Origin of the sequence: Ktedonobacter sp. SOSP1-85, assembly GCF_016587415.1 — a bacterium.
Lineage (GTDB): Bacteria > Chloroflexota > Ktedonobacteria > Ktedonobacterales > Ktedonobacteraceae > Ktedonobacter.
Map to the genome: position 1 here is coordinate 984,624 of NZ_BNJI01000002.1, position 19,189 is coordinate 1,003,812.

A 19,189-nucleotide genomic window follows, 5' to 3' on the forward strand; every position below is an offset into this window, starting at 1 on the left:
TCAAATGCTTTGCTGGGTCAAAGGGTATGGTGGAGCTGGTGCGTCCGCACCAGCTCCACCGGTGCGGTCATTAGTATTCGTGCCTCTCGAGAGTGCTCTATAGAGCTTATCCTGCGAAGTAGCAGGAACTTACAAGCTGGCAGGATATTTCTGCTGAACACACTGCATAATCTTCTCTCGCGTTTCCGAGGCATGCAAGCCAGTATTATCAATAACCACATCCCAACGCCGCGTAAAATCCTCCTGCTCGGTCTCACCATAAAAATCTTTGATGAAAGCATCCAGTTCAAGGCGTGTCTCTGGATCCTTGTGCAGCTTCTTGGACACAGTTCCAAGACAAAAGTAGCAAATGGCTAAAAGCAGGCTTCGAGCCGGTTCGCAGGAGAAAGCATCTCGTTGCGCATCCCGTGGAACTCTATCATGGCGGTCAATGTGCTTTCGCGTTACAGGACAATCGCATCCTATTGATGGGTTTATTTAGATGTGTCGCCCTGTGCTTTTTAAGTATTTATTTGACCTATCTTGATGAATGATGATAGAATGGCTCCTGTACCGCCACGAATAGCACATAGTAGGTTCTAGCCCGCAGAAAGCTGCGAGTCGCTAATGTATATTCGTGCATTTGTATGTTGGAGAGCGTAATGAATAGGAAGGTCTACTATCTTGACCTGCAAACTTTGCTTGACTATCTCTCTGTGCATGGAGAGTCTTGCCTTTTGAGCAAGACCCTCAAGGAGAGGGGACAGACTGGTTACGTTGAGGTGCGCGCTGGATCTATGATTTCCTGCTATATTCAAGAGGGGGAAAGAGTTGTCCTGCAAGGAAAGCAGGCTTTTAAGGTGTTAGCGCGCTTCTCAGAATGGCAGGTACAGCTTCAGAATGAGCAGACCCCGTTACAATCTTTGATGTCCCCACCAGATCTTCCATCATCTACCAATAGCCCATCTTTGCCCATAATACGGCCAAATGCACAATTGCCCACGACGAAACCAGGCATTTCGAGCGGACAATGGCCCGCGACGAGGCCGACCACGACAAGTGGACAATGGCCTGTGCTCGGACCTGGCTTCGCGCGTGGATGGCACCCAAGAATGAGACGTAATATGATGGAAGAAGAGTTTACGGCTCTTCCTATGCGTCAACGCGTCGTACTACGCCTGGTATTGACGAAGGTGAATGGAGTGCGAAGCGTAGAAGAGATCAAGGCACAGTTACAACTCTCTCCAGAAACTGTCGAAAGCGCGCTGGCATATCTGCGTGCGCGTGGCATTATTGAATAAGTTAGGAGGTACGGCGACATGAAGCGATTTATGACCTGGTGGTATGCGTTCTCGATGCCAAAGCGCGGACCAGACACAACCCCAGGTGAGCGTGAGCGTTCTCGCTATGCGCGTTTGACGAGTGGATTTCTATTCCTTATTTGCTTGCTCTTTGTCCCGATCTCGCCAATCATGATTTTCGATTCTCCGAATAGCCCTTCATCACCACCTATCGGCATTGGTACTCTTATACTACTTGCATGCGCGTTTGGCTTTGGAAAAGCAGGATGGAACTACATTAGCGCTGCCTTCATTGTCGCATACAACATATTATGTATTAGCGCTGTAATGGTGACGAATCCTCTGGATCCCTCGCTTTTGCCACTCTTTGGCATCTTTCCTATCTCAGTCATCATGGCTGGAGCTCTACTGCCTCCTATCGCATCTCTGGTCGTAGGAGTGTTATGTTGCCTGGACATCGCTCTTATTAGTCAGCTCGTTCCTCATACGCCTGCATATCAGCAAATGCTCGATAAAGGTCTTTTCACCGTTACCCTGATTGTGCCAGTCAGCATACAGCTCATGATTAGCGTTATGACCTATGTCATTATGCGTAACCTGATCAATACTATTCGTCGCGCTGACCGCGCTGAAGAGATTGTCTCGTTGCAGCAGGAGCTCGCGCTACATGTACGGACACAGGTGCAGCAGAAGCAGCAACTTGAAGAAGGCTTCCAGAAGATCGCGGAGACGCATGCACGTATCAGCAATGGTGATCTGAGTGTGCGTGTGAATCTGAGTGAGGGGCATATGCTCTGGAATGTTGCTGGTTCACTCAATAACCTTCTGAATCGCATGCAACGCATGAAGAGCGACGCGGACATGCTTATCGCGACGCGCCAGGCCGCCTATCAGGTCTCGAATGTGCTCCACCAGGCTGTCACGATGGGCACGATTAATAATGTTCATCTACCCACCACTGGTACTCCGCTTGATCCGGTTATCATCGAACTCAATAACGTAGCTCGTAGTGCTACGTCCCATTCTCAGTCTCGCTATGGGAACACGTTAGGACAGCATTAGCGATACCGTATTTGTGAAAATAACAAGAGAAGGAAGCATTATATTTATGCGTATTCTGGTTACTGGCGCTTTTGGTAACGTTGGCTTTAGCACTGTGCAGGCGCTTATCGAGCAGGGGCAAACGGTTCGCTGCTTTGATCTGAAGTCGAAGGGGGCGGAGAAGAAGGCCCACCTTGTCGAGGGCAAAGCCGAGATTATCTGGGGCGATATCCGCGATGCCCAGGCCGTAGCTGAGGCTGTGAAGGGGCAGGAGGCTGTTATTCACCTGGCTTATATCATTCCACCTGCCGTGGATGAGAACCCTCAACTGGCCCAGGAGGTGAATGTTGGGGGAACACGCAATGTCATCGAGGCGGCCAAAGCACAGAGCCAGCCACCGAAGGTCCTCTTTAGCTCTAGCCTGGATGTCTTTGGGCCTACACAGGATCAGGAGCCGCCGCGCCGCCTGACCGATCCCGTTATGGCGACCGACGAGTATACCAGGCATAAGCTAGAGGGCGAAGAGATGTTGCGAACCTCTAACCTGGAATGGGCAATTTACCGCTTTGGCGATGTGCCTCCGTTAGAGACACGTCAGATGCATCCTATCATGTATACCATTCCCTTGAACACACGCCTGGAGGTGGTTCACACCCATGATGTGGGCCTGGCAATTGCCAATGGTATGCATAGTCCCATCTGGGGCAAGGTCTGGTTGATTGGTGGCGGTCCTAAGTGCCAGATTCGCTATCGTGACTACCTCTATCGCACACTTGGCGAAATTGGTATTCAGCCTCCACCCGACGAAGCCTTCGCGCCCGATAGCAAGCCCTATTGCACCGACTGGCTCGATACTGAAGAGAGCCAGGCGCTCTTACAATACCAACGCCATACCTTTGACGAGATCATGCGCGACGTGGCGGAGGCGACCCGCCCCAAAGGAGCCGTGGCCCTTATCCTGCCGCTCCTGCGTCCGCTGGTCCGCAGGCAGATGTTGAAGATGTCACCCCACCTTCAGCAGAAGTAGACTGAGGGACTGGTGAATCTAATGAAGAGAGCATGCTATCGCGCATGCTCTCTTCGTTATCAAACAACCTTAAAACAACTCTATTAGGAATGATAACAGTCGCATAGCACTCCACTATTTGCTACCACTCTTTTATTTTCTCTTTCTCCATTTCTAGAAAAACTCTTCCTTTAATTGATACGTTGACAATGCCACTTTCTGTTACCTTTTCTCCTACTTCTACGTAGAAAAAGTAGGAGTTATATTTGACCCCTAAAAGCAGGAGGCGTTGCGATGAACCAGACGATGCGCGCTCCCCGAGGAGCGGCGATCCCGTCCCCTGATGGCTATGATATTCTGCGTCAGAATGGGCGATATTTTCCTGTTCGTGTCCATCTGCATGATCCTGTGCATCCTGGAACGACGGCCTTCAAGCGTCCAGATGGAACGGTGGTTTCCTTTGCTAAACGCCTCTCTGCTCTGGTCTTCCTGTATCAACAACAGGAGCATCAAGCTGAGGATCAGGAGCAAACCACCTCTCACGCCTCGTCTTTGTGAACATATTATCCGCCTCTGTGCTCTTTCCGCACCCACTCAGAGGCTCAGACGAGAAGACCCTCTGAGTAGGTGCAGGAAGAGAGTAATATGAATGGATGACTTACAAGATCAAATGAGTACGCCCCAGCAAGACAACGGCGCGGAGTCACGCCTCATGCATGAACAGGACTGGGGGCTCACTCCTCTGAATATCCCATCAACAGGACAGAATACTCTCTCTGAGCACACATTCGCAGGCCATACGCATGTTGTTTGCTTTAGTGAGCACGATGCCTCACTCATCACCATGCTCAGCGCATTTCTCGGTGATGGTTTACGGGCAGGGGATAACTGCATTGTCGTCGCAACACCCTCTCACCACGAACACCTGGAGCAGCACTTGCAAGCTACTGGCTTCGATCTGGCTCAGGCCGTGGCCACGGGGACCTATATCCCTTTAGATGCCGCTACAACTATGGCGCGCTTCCTCGTCGATGGGCAGCCAGATTCGACCCGCTTCATAGAGGTGATAGGACCGCTCATCGAACAAGCAACGCAGGGAGACCGCCGCGTGCGTATCTTTGGGGAAATGGTCGCGCTCTTGTGGGCACAGGGGAAGCAGGCGGCAGCCATTCGCCTGGAAGAACTCTGGAACGCGTTAGGCCAGAAGTATACCTTTTCCCTTTTCTGCGCGTACCCACTCCAGGACTTTGATGGAAGGAAGCACGAGGCAGCATTCACCCACATTTGCCAGTTGCACTCCCAACTCATTCCCCCTACGAGCTATACCCAGCTCACTGAACAGGAACGGTTACAGACCTTTACACTGCTGCAACAGAAGGCTAACACCTTACAGGTCAAGATCACGGAAAGCCAAGCCGCGCAGGAGCGGCTCCGGGCTCTAGCAGCCATTGTGGAGTCGTCTGATGATGCCATCCTCAGCAAAACTCTCTCAGGCATTATCACCAGTTGGAATAGCGCGGCCCAACGCATCTATGGCTATACGGCCCAGGAAATGATTGGAGCGCATGTGACCCGGCTTTTCCCGCCGGATCAATACGAGGAATTTGAGCAGATCATGGCGAAGATTCGCCTTGGTGAACCGGTAGATCACTTTGAAACCCGGCGTATACGCAAAGACGGCCAGGAACTCCTGGTTTCCGTTACGATCTCCCCCATCAAGGATGAAAATGGCGTGATTCATGGTGCCTCGACCATTGCCCGTGATATCACGGAGCAGCGGCGCTTAGAAGCAAAGTCGCAGCGACTCTTTGCTTCTAATTTGATCGGGATTTTTGTTGCGGATGAGACGGGAAGACTTCTAGAAACCAATCAAGCCTTCCTGGATCTGGTGGGCTATACCCAAGATGAGTGGCAGGCAGAAGCGCCCCTCGCCATGACGTCTCCCGCTTTTCTGGCCTCGTTCCTTTGCCCACTCATTCAGTCTGCACGCGCTGGAAATGGCTCCTCTGACCCGCAGGAAACCATCTTGTTGCATAAAAGTGGGAAGGCTCTCCCGATACTTATGGCCCTGACCTGCATCGAGCACACTCAGACCTGTATCGGCTTCGTGCTCGATATCAGTGAACGCAAAGTCTTGGAGCAGCGCAAGGACATCTTTATCGGCATGGCTTCCCATGAACTCAAAACCCCGGTGACCAGTCTGAAGGGCTTTCTGGGCCTGGTACAACGACTCCTTTCACAAAAGGAATTTTCGCAACAGAGCAATGAAAAAATCCTGCAATATCTTGCCCGCATGGATGCACAAATCGAGAAATTAACCAAACTCATCAATGATCTGCTGGATGTTTCCATGATGCAGACAGGGCAACTGACCTACCGAGAAGAGCAGGTAGAGGTGGATACCCTGGTACGAGAGATTGTGGAGAACGTGCAGGAGACGACGCAGACGCATCGCTTGCTTCTGCAAGGAGAGACGCGAGCTGCTGTGTTTGGAGACCCGGATCGCCTGGGGCAAGTGCTGATAAATCTTCTCCAGAATGCTATTAAATATTCGCCCAATGCCAACACCGTTCTTATCCATTTGGGCGTAACTGAGGAGCAGGTGCAGATCCGCGTTCAGGATTTTGGCCTGGGCATTAGCAAAGAACATCACCAGAAAATTTTTGAGCGTTTCTATCGGGTCACTGATCAAGAGGAGAAAACCTATCCAGGTATGGGGATTGGCCTGACCATCTCACAAGAAATTATCAAGCGACATGGAGGACACTTCTGGGTCGAGAGTGAGCGCAACAAAGGAGCCATCTTTTCTCTAAGCTTGCCCCTTATGCAGCGAGAAAGCCAGGTACTCTCTCAGGAGGAAGAGCGTGAAAGGATGAAGCAGCCAAATGCAGAGTAGACAAAGTCAACAGAAAACGCTCCTGGTGGTTGATGACGATCTCGACATTCTCGACTTTTTGCACGACCTGCTTTCCATGGAGGGCTACCGAGTGCTCGTCACAACGAAGACAGAGGCACTGGATCAATTGCAGCAAAATGCTTTGCCTGACCTCATCCTGCTGGATGTGTTTCTATCGGGTCGAGATGGACGAGAGGTCACCAGACACCTGAAAAGCCAGGAGGAGACAAGGGCGATCCCTATCATCATGTTTTCGGCTTATCCTAATGTGAAAGCGACCGTGCAGGCAGCAGGTGCCGATGCTTTTATCGAAAAACCCTTTGATATGGATATCTTAGTCACAAAAATCGCGCACTTCCTCTGCTAGTGACCAGTTGCGTTGATCCTGCGCTTTCACTGCCTTCTCTCTCATCGTATTTGTCCGCTTTTGCTGCTATACTAGCTCTAGAAGAAAGATGCTGTTTTCCCTTCTTGGATGGAGTATGCGTGTGGAGAAAAGACGCCAGGGGGCCGGGTCGGGCCTGGAAGAAAAGGCGACGTTCTGGCGCGACCCGGCATTTAATGATCTAGAGATGTTGCAGGCGACGTATGTGACGCATAGCTTTGCCCCGCATACGCATGAGGGCTATGCCATTGGCGTGATTGAGTCAGGTGCCGAGCGCTTTAAGTATCGCGGTAGCTCGCATATCGCTCCCCAGGGCTACGTGGTCGCGGTTAATCCGGGCGAGGTCCATACGGGCGCGGCGGCCATTGAGCGGGGGTGGAGCTATCGGATGTTCTATCCCGATGTCTCGCTGGTCCAGCGGGCCGCCTCGCCGGATGAGACACGCACGCTGGATGTCCCCTTCTTCCCCTCTCCTGTAATCCATGACCCTATGCTGGCTGGCATGCTCTCTCAGCTTCACCTGGCGCTGGCGACCTCGCCCTCCACCCTGGAAAGGGAGTCCAGGCTGACCTGGACCTTCGCGCACCTGGTGATGCGCCACGCGGATACACACCTCATCGAGCGTCCCACCAGGGGAGGTCGCTCGATTGTTCAGCATGTGCGAACCTACCTTGAGGAGCATGCCACAGAGAATGTCTCGCTGGACCAGCTGGCGAGCCTGGTGCAGCTTAGCCCCTTTCACCTGCTACGCGTCTTCCGCGAGACGATGGGTCTACCTCCCCATAGCTATCTCACTCAGCTACGTGTGACGCGTGCCAAGCGTCTTATCGCGTCCTCAATGCCCCTGGCGGAGGTGGCGGGTGCCGTTGGCTTTAGCGACCAGAGCCACCTGACGCGCCACTTTAAAGCCCTGGTCGGTGTGACGCCGGGGCAGTATGCGCGCGCCTGCCAGCGATAGCAAGAACGTTCAAGACGGTCTCCCAACATATGCCCTAAAATAGGGATATGCAAACATCACGTTCCGAATTTTTCGCAGGCATCAAAAACACGCTCCCCATCCTGATGGGGACGGTACCCTTTGGCCTGATCTATGGCGTCACCGCACGCAGCTTGGGCCTCTCGCTGGCCTTGACTCAGGCCATGTCATCTATAGTCTTCGCTGGCTCGGCTCAGTTTGTGACGGTTCAGCTCCTGGCGGCCGCCTTGCCAGCGGGTATTATTTTGCTGACGGCTGGCATCATCAATTTACGCCATGCTCTCTATAGCGCATCCATCGCGCCCTACCTGCGCCGCCTGAGCACAGGCTGGAAGCTGCTGCTGGCCTATCTCCTGGTCGACGAGGTCTACGCTATCGCGATTACGCGTTTTCAGCAGCAAGACGAAAGCCCGCATAAGCACTGGTATTTCCTGGGAGCCGGACTGGCGCTCTGGAGCACCTGGCAGACAGGTACAGCGGTAGGCATGCTCCTGGGGGCCAACATTCCGGCAAACTGGTCGCTGGACTTCACTTTGCCGCTGACCTTTATCGCCCTCGTGGTCCCGGCGCTCAAAGAGCGGGTGGAAGTCATTGTAGCGCTGGCTGCTGGGCTGGTCGCGGTGCTGGCGGCGCATCTGCCTCTCAACTCCGGCCTGCTGGTGGCGACCTTTACCAGCATCTTGCTTGGCCTCCTGCTTGAGTCAAAGATGAAAAAGAAACCTCCGCTTAAGGAGAGCGTGGAGCAGAGCGAGCATATCCCCTCGACCTCTCTGGAGGAGAGAGACGGCAAGGAGTTGAAATCATGATGACCTGGCTGCTGATTATTGGGATTGGCCTTCTGACCTACGGGTTACGCTTGAGTTTTATCCTGGGCCTGGGGCGGGTGGAGATGCCCGCGCTGGCGCTCAGGACCCTCCGCTTCGTGCCGATAGCGGTGCTCACGGCCATCATTGTACCCCAACTTCTGCTCCCAAGTGGGGCCGTAGATCTCTCTCTGCACAATCCGCGCTGGCTGGCGGGCCTCCTCGCCGCCCTTATCGCCTGGCGAACGCGCAACGTTTTTCTGACGATTGTGATAGGGATGCTCGCCCTGTGGGGCCTCCAGGCGCTTTTTAGTTAAATTAATGCTTGTATTGCAGCCCAGGAGTAGTGTATACTAAATTCCGTGGTTAAAATTTATCCCTTTTGCTGCCGCTGTAATTATTAAAAATAAGAAAGGAGGTGCCGTATATGAAGCGCATAAACCTCATTGATCCAGGGAGAAACGCTGGCATCTTCTTTCAGAGAGTACACCCTGTAAAGGGCTGACGTTGCTAAAGCACGCGTTGGTCGGTAATCCTCTTCCCCTCTTTTTGAATAGATGCATTGTTTCTCCTCACTACTCTGTTTTTGGCTTTGACATAATGTGATTAAGGAGAACAATTTGCATACCCTCACGCAAATCTCTGGCTGCGAATTGCATATGCATATTCTGGGTGCCTACTATGCTGAAGACGTTTTTCAACTTGGAAAAGATGTTTATCAGCAAGGTGCCTGGGATGAATACCACTACGAAGAGACCTATCAGGCCCTCTTTGATGTCAGACCTGATCCCAAAGCTATCTTTGAGGAAGCACTCGGCAAAGGAGACGCAGGCCTAGAGCTGATTAAGCGCTGGCATGTCTACACGGAAGAAGATGGGGGAGACTTTGCCCGCTGGGAGGCTAAGTCCAACTTCTTTATGGGTATCTGGACACGCTATCGCGACATTGGCGGTCAGGCTGATGTCACCTTGCTTCAGCACATGATAAACCGCTATTGGGAACAGGGATTGGATTATGTTGAGTATCGCTGTGGCACTGGCATAGCAATAGATAATTTTCTCTACTTTCATAGCCTTTGTGCTCGCCTACTTCAGGAAGCGTCTGATGAACGCCGGACCGCTCGCTATATTCTGAGCCTACAGCGCTGGGCACCTATGCAAGCGTATACCAACGTGCAAAGGCTCTTTGCTGAATACCCAGATCTGATTCCAACCATTGTGGGAATCGATTTTGCCAGCGTCGAGCAGGGGTTCCCACCCAAAAATATGCGTCCTCTCTTTAAGCAGATCGCCATGGATAACCGGCAGCATCCTGAACGTGCATTGGATATTGTCTACCACGTAGGAGAAGAGTTTTTCGATAAATCAGTTGAAAGTGCTATTCGTTGGTGTCATGAAACCGCTGAGATGGGAGTATTGCGTCTCGGGCATGCCATTGCTTTAGGACTGGATCCTGATGTTGCGACACAACGCAGGGCGCATGCTCACACGTGTGAAAGCGTTAGTGAGCGGCTTGATCAGATTGACTACGATCTTCGCCATCAAGGTGATTTGCAAGCTTACAATGTGGAGATTGATGAACAGGCACTGCTTGCAGAACGGGCAATATTGCAGCAGATGCAGCCAGAAGAACTGGTCGAGCACCGTTATGCAACCTCACGCCTGGCCGAGGTACGCAGACGGCAGCAATTTGTTCTGGATCGCCTGGTACAATGGGGAACTGTCATTGAGTGTTGCCCTACCTCTAATTTGCGAATTGGTGGAGTGCCAGATGCAAAGCACCATCCTGTGCATCGCTTCCTGGCCTCAAAGGTCAACCTCGTCATTTGCTCTGACGATCCTGGTAACTTCGACGTTACGCTCTCATCAGAGATCGACTGGGTCTTACGGCAGACAGGAATGAGCGCAGACGCCTTACTCCAGCGGCTGGGAGACCCTCGGCGCTTCCGTTTAGGACAGCGACGAGATAGAGGTAAATAGGGAGCGGAGGCCTGAATGCCTTGCATGGCCTTGCAAACGGAAGACACTCCTTCCGTTTGCAAGGCCACAAAAGCGTAGGCGCTGCCAGTAGCGCACTGACAACTCTTAACGCGTGACGGTAGTTGTGCCGCTGGCCTGGGTCAGGCCAGCGGCATAGGTGATCGTGACGGTGCCGGGGCGGCGGGCCTTGAGCTAGCCAGTGATGGCGTCAATCGTTGCGACACTCTTGTCTTAGCTGCTCCAGACGTACGAGGCTGGATTGGCGATGGGCAGTTGAACGGCTTTGAGATCGATGCCAGTCACGGTTGTGCCAGTGGCCTGGAGTTACAGGCTCTGATCCTTCTGGGCCGTGGTTGTGGGCGTGTTGATCTCGATTTTATGGCATCCGAACTTGCTCGCGCCCTCAATTTTAGACTTCTCCCCAGCCAGCAATCCAGACAGTATTGATGGATTGATCTGACAGGATAGGAATTTGTGTATTATGCTCTAGCCTGCCAATGGCGATGCTTGTCTGGTTCATCGTGTCTTTCCTCGTTACATACATGTTGGCGTCTGGCGAGAGCATTGCCCATTCTTCACTGGCGTATGTGCTCAGGAGGTTGAGCGTTGGTGGCAAGCGGGTCAGACCACTTCCATCGATGTTGAGCCGCCAGAGTCCCAGGGCATTTCTCTGACCGGTGATGAGCAGCAGGCTATGGTCTGTCAGCATACGTATATGGCGAATTTGCGGATCTGAACTTTTATAGATGGTGCTCAGAGAGCCATCTGTGTTGAGCTGGCTCACACTACAGGGAGGTATCGGCGCGCCTGCCTGGTCGATAGAGCACTGGTGAATAAAGAGGTGGCCTGGATTCGTCGCGTATGTATAGCTCCAGTTCCTATCATAGCTTCCATTATTGCTATCGAAGGCCAGGCGCATATCTGGCTGATGCCGCTTCTCCCCTTTGGCGATGTCGAGTGCATACAGACGATCAGGTGGAAGTTGAGGGCTTCCCGTCGTGTTGTGGAACGGGCTGCGTGCGGCCAGGGTAGAGGTTGGTGGGAAGAGGCTGCTATCATAATGGGTAAAGCATTTGGACGAGAAGCCAAGCACCGCGAGATGAGTATTATCGAGCCAGGCATCGGGCATGAAGGGTTGAATCTCGTTCATCTGCTGCAAATCGCCTGCTGGCACGAAAGGCAGGACCACTGTTGCCACCCCACTTTCCAGATTAAGCACATAGATGCCACCATTCTCGTCCTGGTTACCCACGAAGGCAATATGCTTCTGATCTGGTGACCAGTGCAGGAACATGATGCCACCATTGAGACAATAGAGGGTCTGCGCATACTTGCCATCGCTGCGTACCAGTTCTAGTTTTTTCTCGCTTGCCTCGCTGACAACGAAGAGTATCCAGTGTCCATCGGGAGAGAGTGCGGGTCGGACGCCCGTGCCCTGTCCACCAAGGAAGATTCCACGCGTCTGCTTTGTCACTGTGTCATAGCTACTGATGAGATACTGATACGATCCTGTCGCATATATTACTGCGGGATGCCTAGCTCCAACGAGAGGAAGCATGTGGGCGCCATGTGCTTGCACAGGGCAACTCCCAAGAGTCGATGGCGTAATCGTTGGCGTGGGTATCTGCGCATTCGATGAATCTTTGCTCAAAGTTATTTTTGTATAGTGGTTGTTCTGTGTTAGCCCTCCACAGGCTGTGATGCCTATTATGCATAAACACAAGTTGATGGCGAAAGCCATTCGGTAGATCGTGGACACAATTTTCATAAAATAAGTTTCCCTTACTGCATTGATAGACGAGCTTGTTTCGAAGTTTGAAATAGTTGTAGCTACTGTCGTAAAAAAGGCGCTTGAAAACCTGAGGATAGACTTACTTCTATCTTAAATGGCGTGGAGCGGCAAAAGATCGCATGTGTAGCTCATATTGCTTTTTAATATCTACTTTCGCGCCTGTATCGCGACTGAGACGGAAGAGAGGCGGTGTAGATGGTATAATCAGGGCAAAAAAGCGAGGTTATGCTTTTGAGTATCCAGCCGTGGCAAAAGCGTGCGGAGACCAAGATTTTTGCTGGTTTCCGCCATATTCTTCGTAGGACGTATCACCTTCCCAATGGGGCCGAGACCGATTTTGAGATTAAGCATGAGCCTTACGCGGCCTGTGTCCTGGCACTAACTCCACATAACACAGTGCTCCTGGTACAGCAGTTTCGTCCCGGCCCGGAAGAGATTTTGTTGGAACTGCCTGGTGGAGGGGTCGAGCCGGGTGAGGATCCCGCGCAGGCGGCCGCCCGCGAACTGCTGGAGGAAACAGGCTATCGTGGCGAACTTGAACTGGCGGGAACGTGCTGGCACTGCGCATACTCGACGATGCTCAAGCATAACTTTGTGGCGCGCAACTGCGTCAAGGTTCAGGAACCGGCGCTCGATGAGCACGAGTTCGTCAGGGTAGTCGAGATGCCTCTGGAGGATTTCAGGAGCCATGTGAGAAGTGGCAAGATGACGGATGTTGCGGGCGCCTACATGGGCCTGGAGAAGCTACAACTGCTCTGAACAAGCAAAATTTTCTTAATCCTAAAGAGAACATTTCTGGAATAAATTTAGGAACGATTCTAACCCTTATACACGCTAAAATGGGGATATTTGAGTGTTTGTGAATACTTTATCCAGGGAGGGAACATGCTTGACCAGAACGCCTATAACCATCAGCTTATTGAAGATTTTCGCGCTAGCCGAGGCAAGGAGAGTAAGCCGCTGAATGGCAGGCCTTTGCTCCTGCTCACGACTATTGGAGCGCGCAGTGATCAGTTGCGCACGACTCCGCTTATGTACATTCCCGATGGCGAGCATTTGCTTATAATCGCTTCCAACGCCGGTGCGCCTAAACATCCCGATTGGTACCATAACCTGGTGGCGCATCCTCGTGTCACTGTCGAGGTTGGTAACGAGACCTACGAGGCCACTGCACACGTTATAGAGGGACCTGAACGAGAATCGCTTTGGAAGAGGATCGTTGAGTTATACCCTTTCTTCATTGAGCACCAGGAGAAGATTACACGTCAAATTCCTATAGTCGCGCTAGAGCGGTAAGCAGTCGGACTTTTTTTATTTAGAGAGGATGGAAACCTGATATGGCTTTGCGTCTAATTCAAGTTGGTTTGGGAGGGATTGGTGGTCACTGGTTTCGCACGGTTTTGAACTCAAACACAGAGGTGGAGGTGGTAGCCTGGGTAGAGATTGTGGAGGAGGCATTGCAGCGTGCCATTGAGAAGTGGCCGCTACCGCAGGAGCGCTGTTTCTCCTCATTGGAGGCGGCTCTAGAAGCGTATGAAGCGGATGCTGTGCTCATCACCGCCAGCCTGACAGGACATGTGCCAAGCGCCCGGACGGCACTCCTGGCGGGAAAGCATGTCTTGATGGAGAAGCCCTTCGCGCCAACCATACAGGAGGCGCGCGAGCTTGTCACGTTGGCGCGGGAGCAGCAGCGCATCCTGATGATTAGTCAGAATTATCGCTTCTTCCCACGAGTGCAGGCGGCCAGGCAGTATGTGCAAGAAAAGATCCTCGGAGAACTGGGAACTATCACCGTCGACTTCCGCCATTATGCCAATAGAGCGCCTGTAGAAACCAATCGTCATTATCATATCTGGCAGCCCTTGCTGGCGGATATGTCGATTCACCACTTTGACTTGATGCGCTATGTCCTGAAGCAGGAGCCGGTTAGTATCTCCTGCACAAGCTGGAATCCAGCCTGGAGCCGCTTTGAGGAGCCGCCAGCCGCCGCGGCCACTATTCGTTTTGACGGTGGCGCGGTCGTCACTTATCGTGGAAGTTGGGTCAGCCCTGGTCAACCAACATCCTGGACTGGTGACTGGCACATGGAGTTTACCGATGGCGAGCTGATCTGGAATGATCGCAGCGAGATTGGTGGGGTGACGAACAATATTTTTGTGCGTCGCCTCGGCGAAGAGACGGCCCCAGTCGAGCCACCAGCCATGGCGCCTACCGACTTCGCGGGCAGCCTTACTGCCTTTGTCCAGGCGATACAGACAGGAAGCGAGCCAGGCTCCTCGGGAAGAGATAACCTGAAGACCCTGGCCCTCATGTTCGCGGCCATCGCATCTGCCGAGCAACAGGGGCTTCCCATTGAGATTGCCAGCCTGCTTTAAGTAAAGAGGAGTGTTCCTAGATGGGAACACTCCTCTTCTTTGCTAAACTTTATTCCAGCGTAGCCACTTCTCCTCGATCTCGTGCTCCAGGTCTATGCCGTAGTGCTTGGCGAGCAGAAGCGTCTGGCAGAGGACGTCGGCGATCTCTTTGCGGAAGTCGGCCTGGATTTCCTCGGGCGACTTGCCTTTGGTGCGAGCCTGGCCCGAGAGCATGAGATAGGCCTGCGTGAGCTCGCCAACCTCTTCCTGTAGCTTCAGGACAAACCATGTCGCGTCACGCTCGATATTAAAGCGCTCGGCATAGGTCTGCGATACACCCTCTACCGCTGAGGAGAGCTGTTCTAAGTCCATATCGTGCTCCTGTCCGACGCTGCTAAAGCACGCGTCGAGACTCTAAACGCTTTTAGCGCAGCTTTATCTTACCACAATGCCCCTTATTTGTCAGAGTAGAGCCGCATCTTTTCGGTAAAATCAGCGAAGTCAGAGTACACCTCGGCTTGCAAACCAACGCTGCGGGCTGTGGCTACGTTCGCTGGACTATCATCCCAGAAAAGAACCTCTTCAGCGTGCGCTACGTCTAGCTTCTTGAGAATGTGGGCATAGAACTCTGGCTGGGTCTTTTTATAGCCGATAAAAGCCGATGAGAATACGCCGTCAAATTGCTTCTCAAAGCCCATCTCTTGCAGGATATAGGCGGTGCGATACTGTTCCTGCATCGTTGCCACGTAACAGGCTGCACCCTGACCCCTGAGCGTCTGGATATAGGCCAGGAGTGGCTCATTGATGTTATGCTCTGCGCGAAACCAGTAAGCTATGAGATCATCAACTGTCCCTCTCCAGCCCCATTGTTGTATGTATGGCGTAAGCTCTTCTTTCAGATCAGCCTTGCCAATAATACATGCGCCAAATTTGTTGGTGAAGAACTCCTGTGTCATAGCTCTGGTGATGCCATAATCCCGCTCCAGATGCTTGCCCCAGTGATCACCAATGGCGAGTACGCCATCAACGTCGAAAAGTAGAATTTTTGGTTTGTTACGCATATATATTTTTCTCTACAAATAAAATTTGTGTATGCTATACGCTGATTTGTGTTTCCAGGCGAGCTTTGTAATGCGCAGCCAGTGGGAGTAAGGGAAAGCGTTGTTCTTTGAGCTGCGTCATGAGCTTTCTGGTCTCGTCCCAGGCCAGGTTATACTCGTCAGGTGAGATGATGCCTTGCGCATAGGCCTCATTCAATTCATCCTCATCGAGCAGTTCAACTTCTCCACCAGGGAGAAAGACCAGGTCAAGGTACAGGTCGTCATAGCACAACATGCCCTGTTCGTCTATGTATGTATGTTTGCTTATATCGATATACCAATGATGAATCCTGTCTTGCGCATCGAATGTAATCGTGGCGACATGGTTTGATCCCTGGGGAAAGAGTTGTAGCCATGAGTAGCCGTTATTGACCACGCAAACTCGCTCTCCAGCTATCGGCATCCATAATGGAGCATCGACCTCATCAAAGTAGAATAGGCTTGCATAGCCTTGAAAGGCAGCATCGTTAATCTCCTGTAACAAAAACCTGCTCTTGATGACGTGGTGCCAATCGCTCATATCCGCGCGCTTCTGCTTCATCGAGTCCTCATGCCTCTATCTTTTTAAACACAGCATATCATATCGTTTGACTCCAGCGATAGAGAGTAGCCGCGTACGCCAGTAGCGGGCCTTCCCTGAGAGAGCATATAATACAAGCAGAGATTAAGCTCTTCAGAATGTAGAAGGATCGGTAATGCAGCTGGTAACGAAGTTTCAAGAGCGTTTGCGGATGAGCGCGGACGAGTTTCTCTGGGCTGTGAGCCTGGTGCCGCATGAGCGGCTCTTTCTGGCTCCGCGTGAGGATAAGTGGCCGGTGGCGCGTTTACTTTTCCACCTGACTTTGTATGAAAAGACGATAGCTCTCCCGACAATGTGCCAGTGGTCTGGCGGGGCAAAATCAATTGTAGGCACGCAGGAGGAGGGCGAGGCGCGAGAGAATCAGGCCTGGAACGAGGGTCAGGATCACGAGATCGCCGCCTTGAGCGAGGAGTTTAAAGCAGGGCGCGCCGAACAGATCGCCCTACTGGCTGAGTTGACGGATGAACGTTTGCAGGAGCGCTTGCCGGTGTTGTGGGGGGAGCGCTCCCTGCAATGGGTATTGACTAAGACCTATCAGCATACGCTTGAGCATACCGACGAGGTGCTGCGTGCCTACCTCTGGTGGAAATAGGGTCTGGAGAGAAGTGAGTATGCATAACGTACGAGAGAAGCGGCCGTCAGAGCAAATGGCCCTGACAGGGGATTGCTGGACGCGGCTGGCGCAGATTGTCTCCTCTGTGACAAATCCGCTGTATATCGCCTTACCAACCTTTCTGCTGGTGGCGTTGGCGACCGCTCCCAGCGTAGAGCGCGCCTTGCTCTGGTGGCTTGTAACCTCGCTGGGGATTACGCTGGCGCCACTGCTGTTTATCTGGCGTGGCGTGCGACTGGGACACTACAGCGATCACCATGTGAGCGTGCGTGAGCAGCGCTTTGTGCCTCTCCTGTTTGGCGTTCTCTGTATGGGAACTGTCTTTGTGTTGCTCCTTGTGCTTGGGGCCTCGCGTGCGCTGTTGGCGACTGTGACAGGGGGGCTCGTTGCCGGAGCTATAGCGACCATCATCACGCGCCGCTGGAAGATCAGTTTGCACCTGGTGGGGATGGCGGGCGCCGTGACGACCTTTGGCCTGGTGCTGGGAGCACTCTATTTCTGCCTGGCTCCGCTGGTCGTACTTGTCGCCTGGGCGCGCTGGAAGGTCTACGCTCACACTATCGCTCAGGCCTGCGCCGGAACTGTCCTGGCCGTGGTGGTGGCCCTTATTATCTTCTGGCTCTTTGGAGTGTATAAATAAAAACACAGGTACCGGGCAGCGTGCGCTGCCCGGTACCTGTGTTTTTATTTGAGGGAGAAAAGCGGGGACACCCCACACCCCGGCAGGGGCAAAGGCTCCCTGCACTCCCATTAGAAAATTGATTGGATGGCGCTGGTGAGCAGGTAGAGGTTGAGGGCGATGATCAGTCCAGCGACTGTGCAGGCGATGGCGGTCGTAATGCGATGGTTAACCAGGTTTTTCATGAGCTTGCGCTGGCTGGTGAAGATGACCAGGGGCACCAGGGCGAAGGGGATACCGAAGCTCAGGACTACCTGGCTGATGACCAGCGTGCGCGTCGGATCGAGGCCGATGGCGATCACAATGAGTGCGGGCAACATCGTAACCAGGCGGCGAATCCAGATGTGAATGCTGCGTTTTAAGAAGCCTTGCATGACGACCTGTCCCGCCATGGTCCCCACCACCGAAGAGGAGAGGCCCGAGGCCAGTAGCGAGATGCCAAAGATCTTGCTGGAGGCGTTCCCCAGCAGCGGTCTGAGTGTGCGGTAAGCCTCCTCGATAGAGGCGACATTGGTCAGGCCATTGGTGTGAAAGGTCGAGGCCGCCATGATTAGCATCGCCATATTAACCAGGCCAGCGATACCCATGGCGATGATGACGTCGATGATCTCGAAGCGGTAGATGCGCTTCTGGTGCGCGGGATCGTCGACTATAATGCGTTTCTGCGTCAGAGATGAGTGCAGGAAAATGACATGTGGCATCACGGTCGCGCCTAGAATGCCGACTGCGAGCAGCAGGCTCTCTGTGCCATCCAGGCGGGGAGTGACAACACTCAGGCCGATCTGGCCCCAATCGGGACGACTGATGATGCTTTCAAGCAGATAGCAAAGGGCGATAATAGTGATGAGAACAGTAATCACGGCCTCTAATGGGCGGAAGCCTCGCCTCTGCAAGCCGAGCAGCAGAATGGTACAGACTGCGGTAAGCAGGCCTGAGATGAGCAAGGGAATATGAAAGAGCAGCGTGAAGCCCAGGGCCGCGCCAAGAAACTCCGCCATATCTGTGGCAATGGCGACAACTTCGCTCACAACCCACATGCCCCATACCACGGGGCGAGGAAATTGTTCGCGGCACATCTCGGCCAGGTTATGCCCGGTCGCGATCCCCAATTTTGCCGAGAGCGCTTGAATGAGCATCGCCATAAGGTTGCTGGCTATGATGACCCACACGAGCAAATAGCCAAATTCCGCTCCACCTTGAATATTCGTAGCGAAATTTCCAGGATCGACATAGGCAACGCTGGCGATAAAAGCGGGACCAAGAAAAGGGAGGAGATCACCTAATGCGGGCTTTCCTTTACCCTTGAGCACCTTCTGTGCGGCTAGTACAGTGGCATCATCTGAGGCCGTGGATGGTGGCGGGAGGCAGCGCGAGAAGAAGTTCCCCCCCAACTTATTCAGTGGCTTAGAAGACATCTACGAACTCCATTTCCCGATTTTAATAAGAGCAGAACGACGCAGTTTTTAATAGGGTAAAAAAAATTTTTAATGCTCTAAAAAATAGAATACCTGGAGATAAAAGTTTTGTCAAGGGATGCTTGATTATAGAACGTCGAAAAACGGGGAAATGTAGGGCGGAAGCAATTTAAAGCCGAAGAAACAGGCAGTAGCGGGTCCGGGTAGCCCGACGCTGCTAAAGCACGCGTCGGACGGCTTTTGGTTATGCGGTGGTGCATTGCTGATTATTGAGCCTGAAGGATGCCGGG

At 52.8% G+C, this 19,189-nt stretch carries 21 protein-coding genes; 15 read left to right on the forward strand and 6 right to left on the reverse strand.

Going from position 1 to position 19,189, the window contains the following annotated elements:
• Positions 1–129: 129 nt before the first annotated feature.
• Positions 130–327, reverse strand: coding sequence for a hypothetical protein (locus KTE_RS32495; protein WP_201388953.1), 198 nt, complete (start codon positions 325–327; stop codon positions 130–132).
• Positions 328–641: 314 nt separating this feature from the next.
• Between KTE_RS32495 and KTE_RS32500 the strand changes: the two genes are divergently transcribed.
• The 10 genes from KTE_RS32500 to KTE_RS32545 all read left to right on the forward strand — a co-directional run bounded on the left by KTE_RS32500 (position 642) and on the right by KTE_RS32545 (position 10,366).
• Positions 642–1,280 carry a sigma-70 family RNA polymerase sigma factor gene (locus KTE_RS32500; RefSeq protein ID WP_201388955.1) on the forward strand — a complete coding sequence of 213 codons (639 nt, stop codon included), beginning with the start codon at positions 642–644 and terminating at the stop codon, positions 1,278–1,280.
• 18 nt (positions 1,281–1,298) lie between these two features.
• Positions 1,299–2,342, forward strand: a complete 1,044-nt coding sequence (locus KTE_RS32505; protein ID WP_201388957.1) for a hypothetical protein — start codon at positions 1,299–1,301, stop codon at positions 2,340–2,342.
• Between the two features lie 46 nt (positions 2,343–2,388).
• A complete protein-coding gene (locus KTE_RS32510; RefSeq protein ID WP_201388959.1) occupies positions 2,389–3,348 on the forward strand; it encodes an NAD(P)-dependent oxidoreductase in 960 nt (319 codons plus the stop codon).
• A gap of 273 nt (positions 3,349–3,621) precedes the next feature.
• Positions 3,622–3,885, forward strand: a complete 264-nt coding sequence (locus KTE_RS32515) for a hypothetical protein (protein ID WP_201388961.1) — start codon at positions 3,622–3,624, stop codon at positions 3,883–3,885.
• A gap of 91 nt (positions 3,886–3,976) precedes the next feature.
• Positions 3,977–6,223, forward strand: coding sequence for a PAS domain S-box protein (locus KTE_RS32520; RefSeq protein WP_201388963.1), 2,247 nt, complete (start codon positions 3,977–3,979; stop codon positions 6,221–6,223).
• On the forward strand, positions 6,213–6,590 hold the full coding sequence (locus KTE_RS32525) for a PleD family two-component system response regulator (protein ID WP_201388965.1): 378 nt from the start codon (positions 6,213–6,215) through the stop codon (positions 6,588–6,590). Before KTE_RS32520 ends, KTE_RS32525 begins: the two co-directional genes overlap by 11 nt.
• A 115-nt stretch (positions 6,591–6,705) precedes the next feature.
• Positions 6,706–7,566 (forward strand): AraC family transcriptional regulator, encoded by an 861-nt coding sequence (locus KTE_RS32530; protein WP_236600761.1) that lies wholly within the window; start codon positions 6,706–6,708, stop codon positions 7,564–7,566.
• A 47-nt stretch (positions 7,567–7,613) separates the two neighbouring features.
• On the forward strand, positions 7,614–8,390 hold the full coding sequence (locus KTE_RS32535) for an AzlC family ABC transporter permease (RefSeq protein ID WP_201388969.1): 777 nt from the start codon (positions 7,614–7,616) through the stop codon (positions 8,388–8,390).
• Positions 8,387–8,704, forward strand: coding sequence for an AzlD domain-containing protein (locus KTE_RS32540; RefSeq protein WP_201388971.1), 318 nt, complete (start codon positions 8,387–8,389; stop codon positions 8,702–8,704). Before KTE_RS32535 ends, KTE_RS32540 begins: the two co-directional genes overlap by 4 nt.
• 303 nt (positions 8,705–9,007) lie before the next feature.
• The gene (locus KTE_RS32545) at positions 9,008–10,366 is read left to right on the forward strand and encodes a hypothetical protein (protein ID WP_201388973.1); all 1,359 of its coding nucleotides are present in this window, start codon (positions 9,008–9,010) and stop codon (positions 10,364–10,366) included.
• 409 nt (positions 10,367–10,775) lie between these two features.
• On the opposite strand, the gene KTE_RS32550 is transcribed toward KTE_RS32545, so the two are convergent.
• Positions 10,776–11,945 carry a hypothetical protein gene (locus KTE_RS32550; protein WP_201388975.1) on the reverse strand — a complete coding sequence of 390 codons (1,170 nt, stop codon included), beginning with the start codon at positions 11,943–11,945 and terminating at the stop codon, positions 10,776–10,778.
• A 438-nt stretch (positions 11,946–12,383) separates the two neighbouring features.
• On the opposite strand from KTE_RS32550, the gene KTE_RS32555 reads away from it, so the two are divergent.
• The 3 genes from KTE_RS32555 to KTE_RS32565 all read left to right on the forward strand — a co-directional run bounded on the left by KTE_RS32555 (position 12,384) and on the right by KTE_RS32565 (position 14,533).
• Positions 12,384–12,917 (forward strand): NUDIX hydrolase, encoded by a 534-nt coding sequence (locus tag KTE_RS32555; RefSeq protein WP_201388977.1) that lies wholly within the window; start codon positions 12,384–12,386, stop codon positions 12,915–12,917.
• A 126-nt stretch (positions 12,918–13,043) separates the two neighbouring features.
• Entirely contained in the window at positions 13,044–13,454 is a 411-nt protein-coding gene (locus KTE_RS32560; protein ID WP_201388979.1) for a nitroreductase family deazaflavin-dependent oxidoreductase, read from the forward strand.
• Positions 13,455–13,495: 41 nt separating this feature from the next.
• A complete protein-coding gene (locus tag KTE_RS32565; RefSeq protein WP_201388981.1) occupies positions 13,496–14,533 on the forward strand; it encodes a Gfo/Idh/MocA family protein in 1,038 nt (345 codons plus the stop codon).
• A gap of 42 nt (positions 14,534–14,575) precedes the next feature.
• Here KTE_RS32565 and KTE_RS32570 read toward each other — a convergent pair whose 3' ends face one another.
• The 3 genes from KTE_RS32570 to KTE_RS32580 all read right to left on the reverse strand — a co-directional run bounded on the left by KTE_RS32570 (position 14,576) and on the right by KTE_RS32580 (position 16,153).
• Complete coding sequence (locus KTE_RS32570) at positions 14,576–14,884, reverse strand: MazG nucleotide pyrophosphohydrolase domain-containing protein (protein WP_201388983.1); 309 nt, start codon at positions 14,882–14,884, stop codon at positions 14,576–14,578.
• 83 nt (positions 14,885–14,967) lie between these two features.
• Positions 14,968–15,573: an HAD-IA family hydrolase gene (locus tag KTE_RS32575; protein WP_201388985.1), complete on the reverse strand. Its 606-nt coding sequence runs from the start codon at positions 15,571–15,573 to the stop codon at positions 14,968–14,970.
• Positions 15,574–15,607: 34 nt separating this feature from the next.
• Positions 15,608–16,153 (reverse strand): DUF402 domain-containing protein, encoded by a 546-nt coding sequence (locus KTE_RS32580; protein WP_201388987.1) that lies wholly within the window; start codon positions 16,151–16,153, stop codon positions 15,608–15,610.
• Positions 16,154–16,307: 154 nt separating this feature from the next.
• On the opposite strand from KTE_RS32580, the gene KTE_RS32585 reads away from it, so the two are divergent.
• Positions 16,308–16,784, forward strand: a complete 477-nt coding sequence (locus KTE_RS32585) for a DinB family protein (protein WP_201388988.1) — start codon at positions 16,308–16,310, stop codon at positions 16,782–16,784.
• 19 nt (positions 16,785–16,803) lie between these two features.
• Positions 16,804–17,445, forward strand: a complete 642-nt coding sequence (locus KTE_RS32590) for a hypothetical protein (RefSeq protein WP_201388990.1) — start codon at positions 16,804–16,806, stop codon at positions 17,443–17,445.
• 110 nt (positions 17,446–17,555) lie between these two features.
• On the opposite strand, the gene KTE_RS32595 is transcribed toward KTE_RS32590, so the two are convergent.
• Positions 17,556–18,899 (reverse strand): Nramp family divalent metal transporter, encoded by a 1,344-nt coding sequence (locus KTE_RS32595; protein ID WP_201388992.1) that lies wholly within the window; start codon positions 18,897–18,899, stop codon positions 17,556–17,558.
• Positions 18,900–19,189 lie beyond the last annotated feature (290 nt).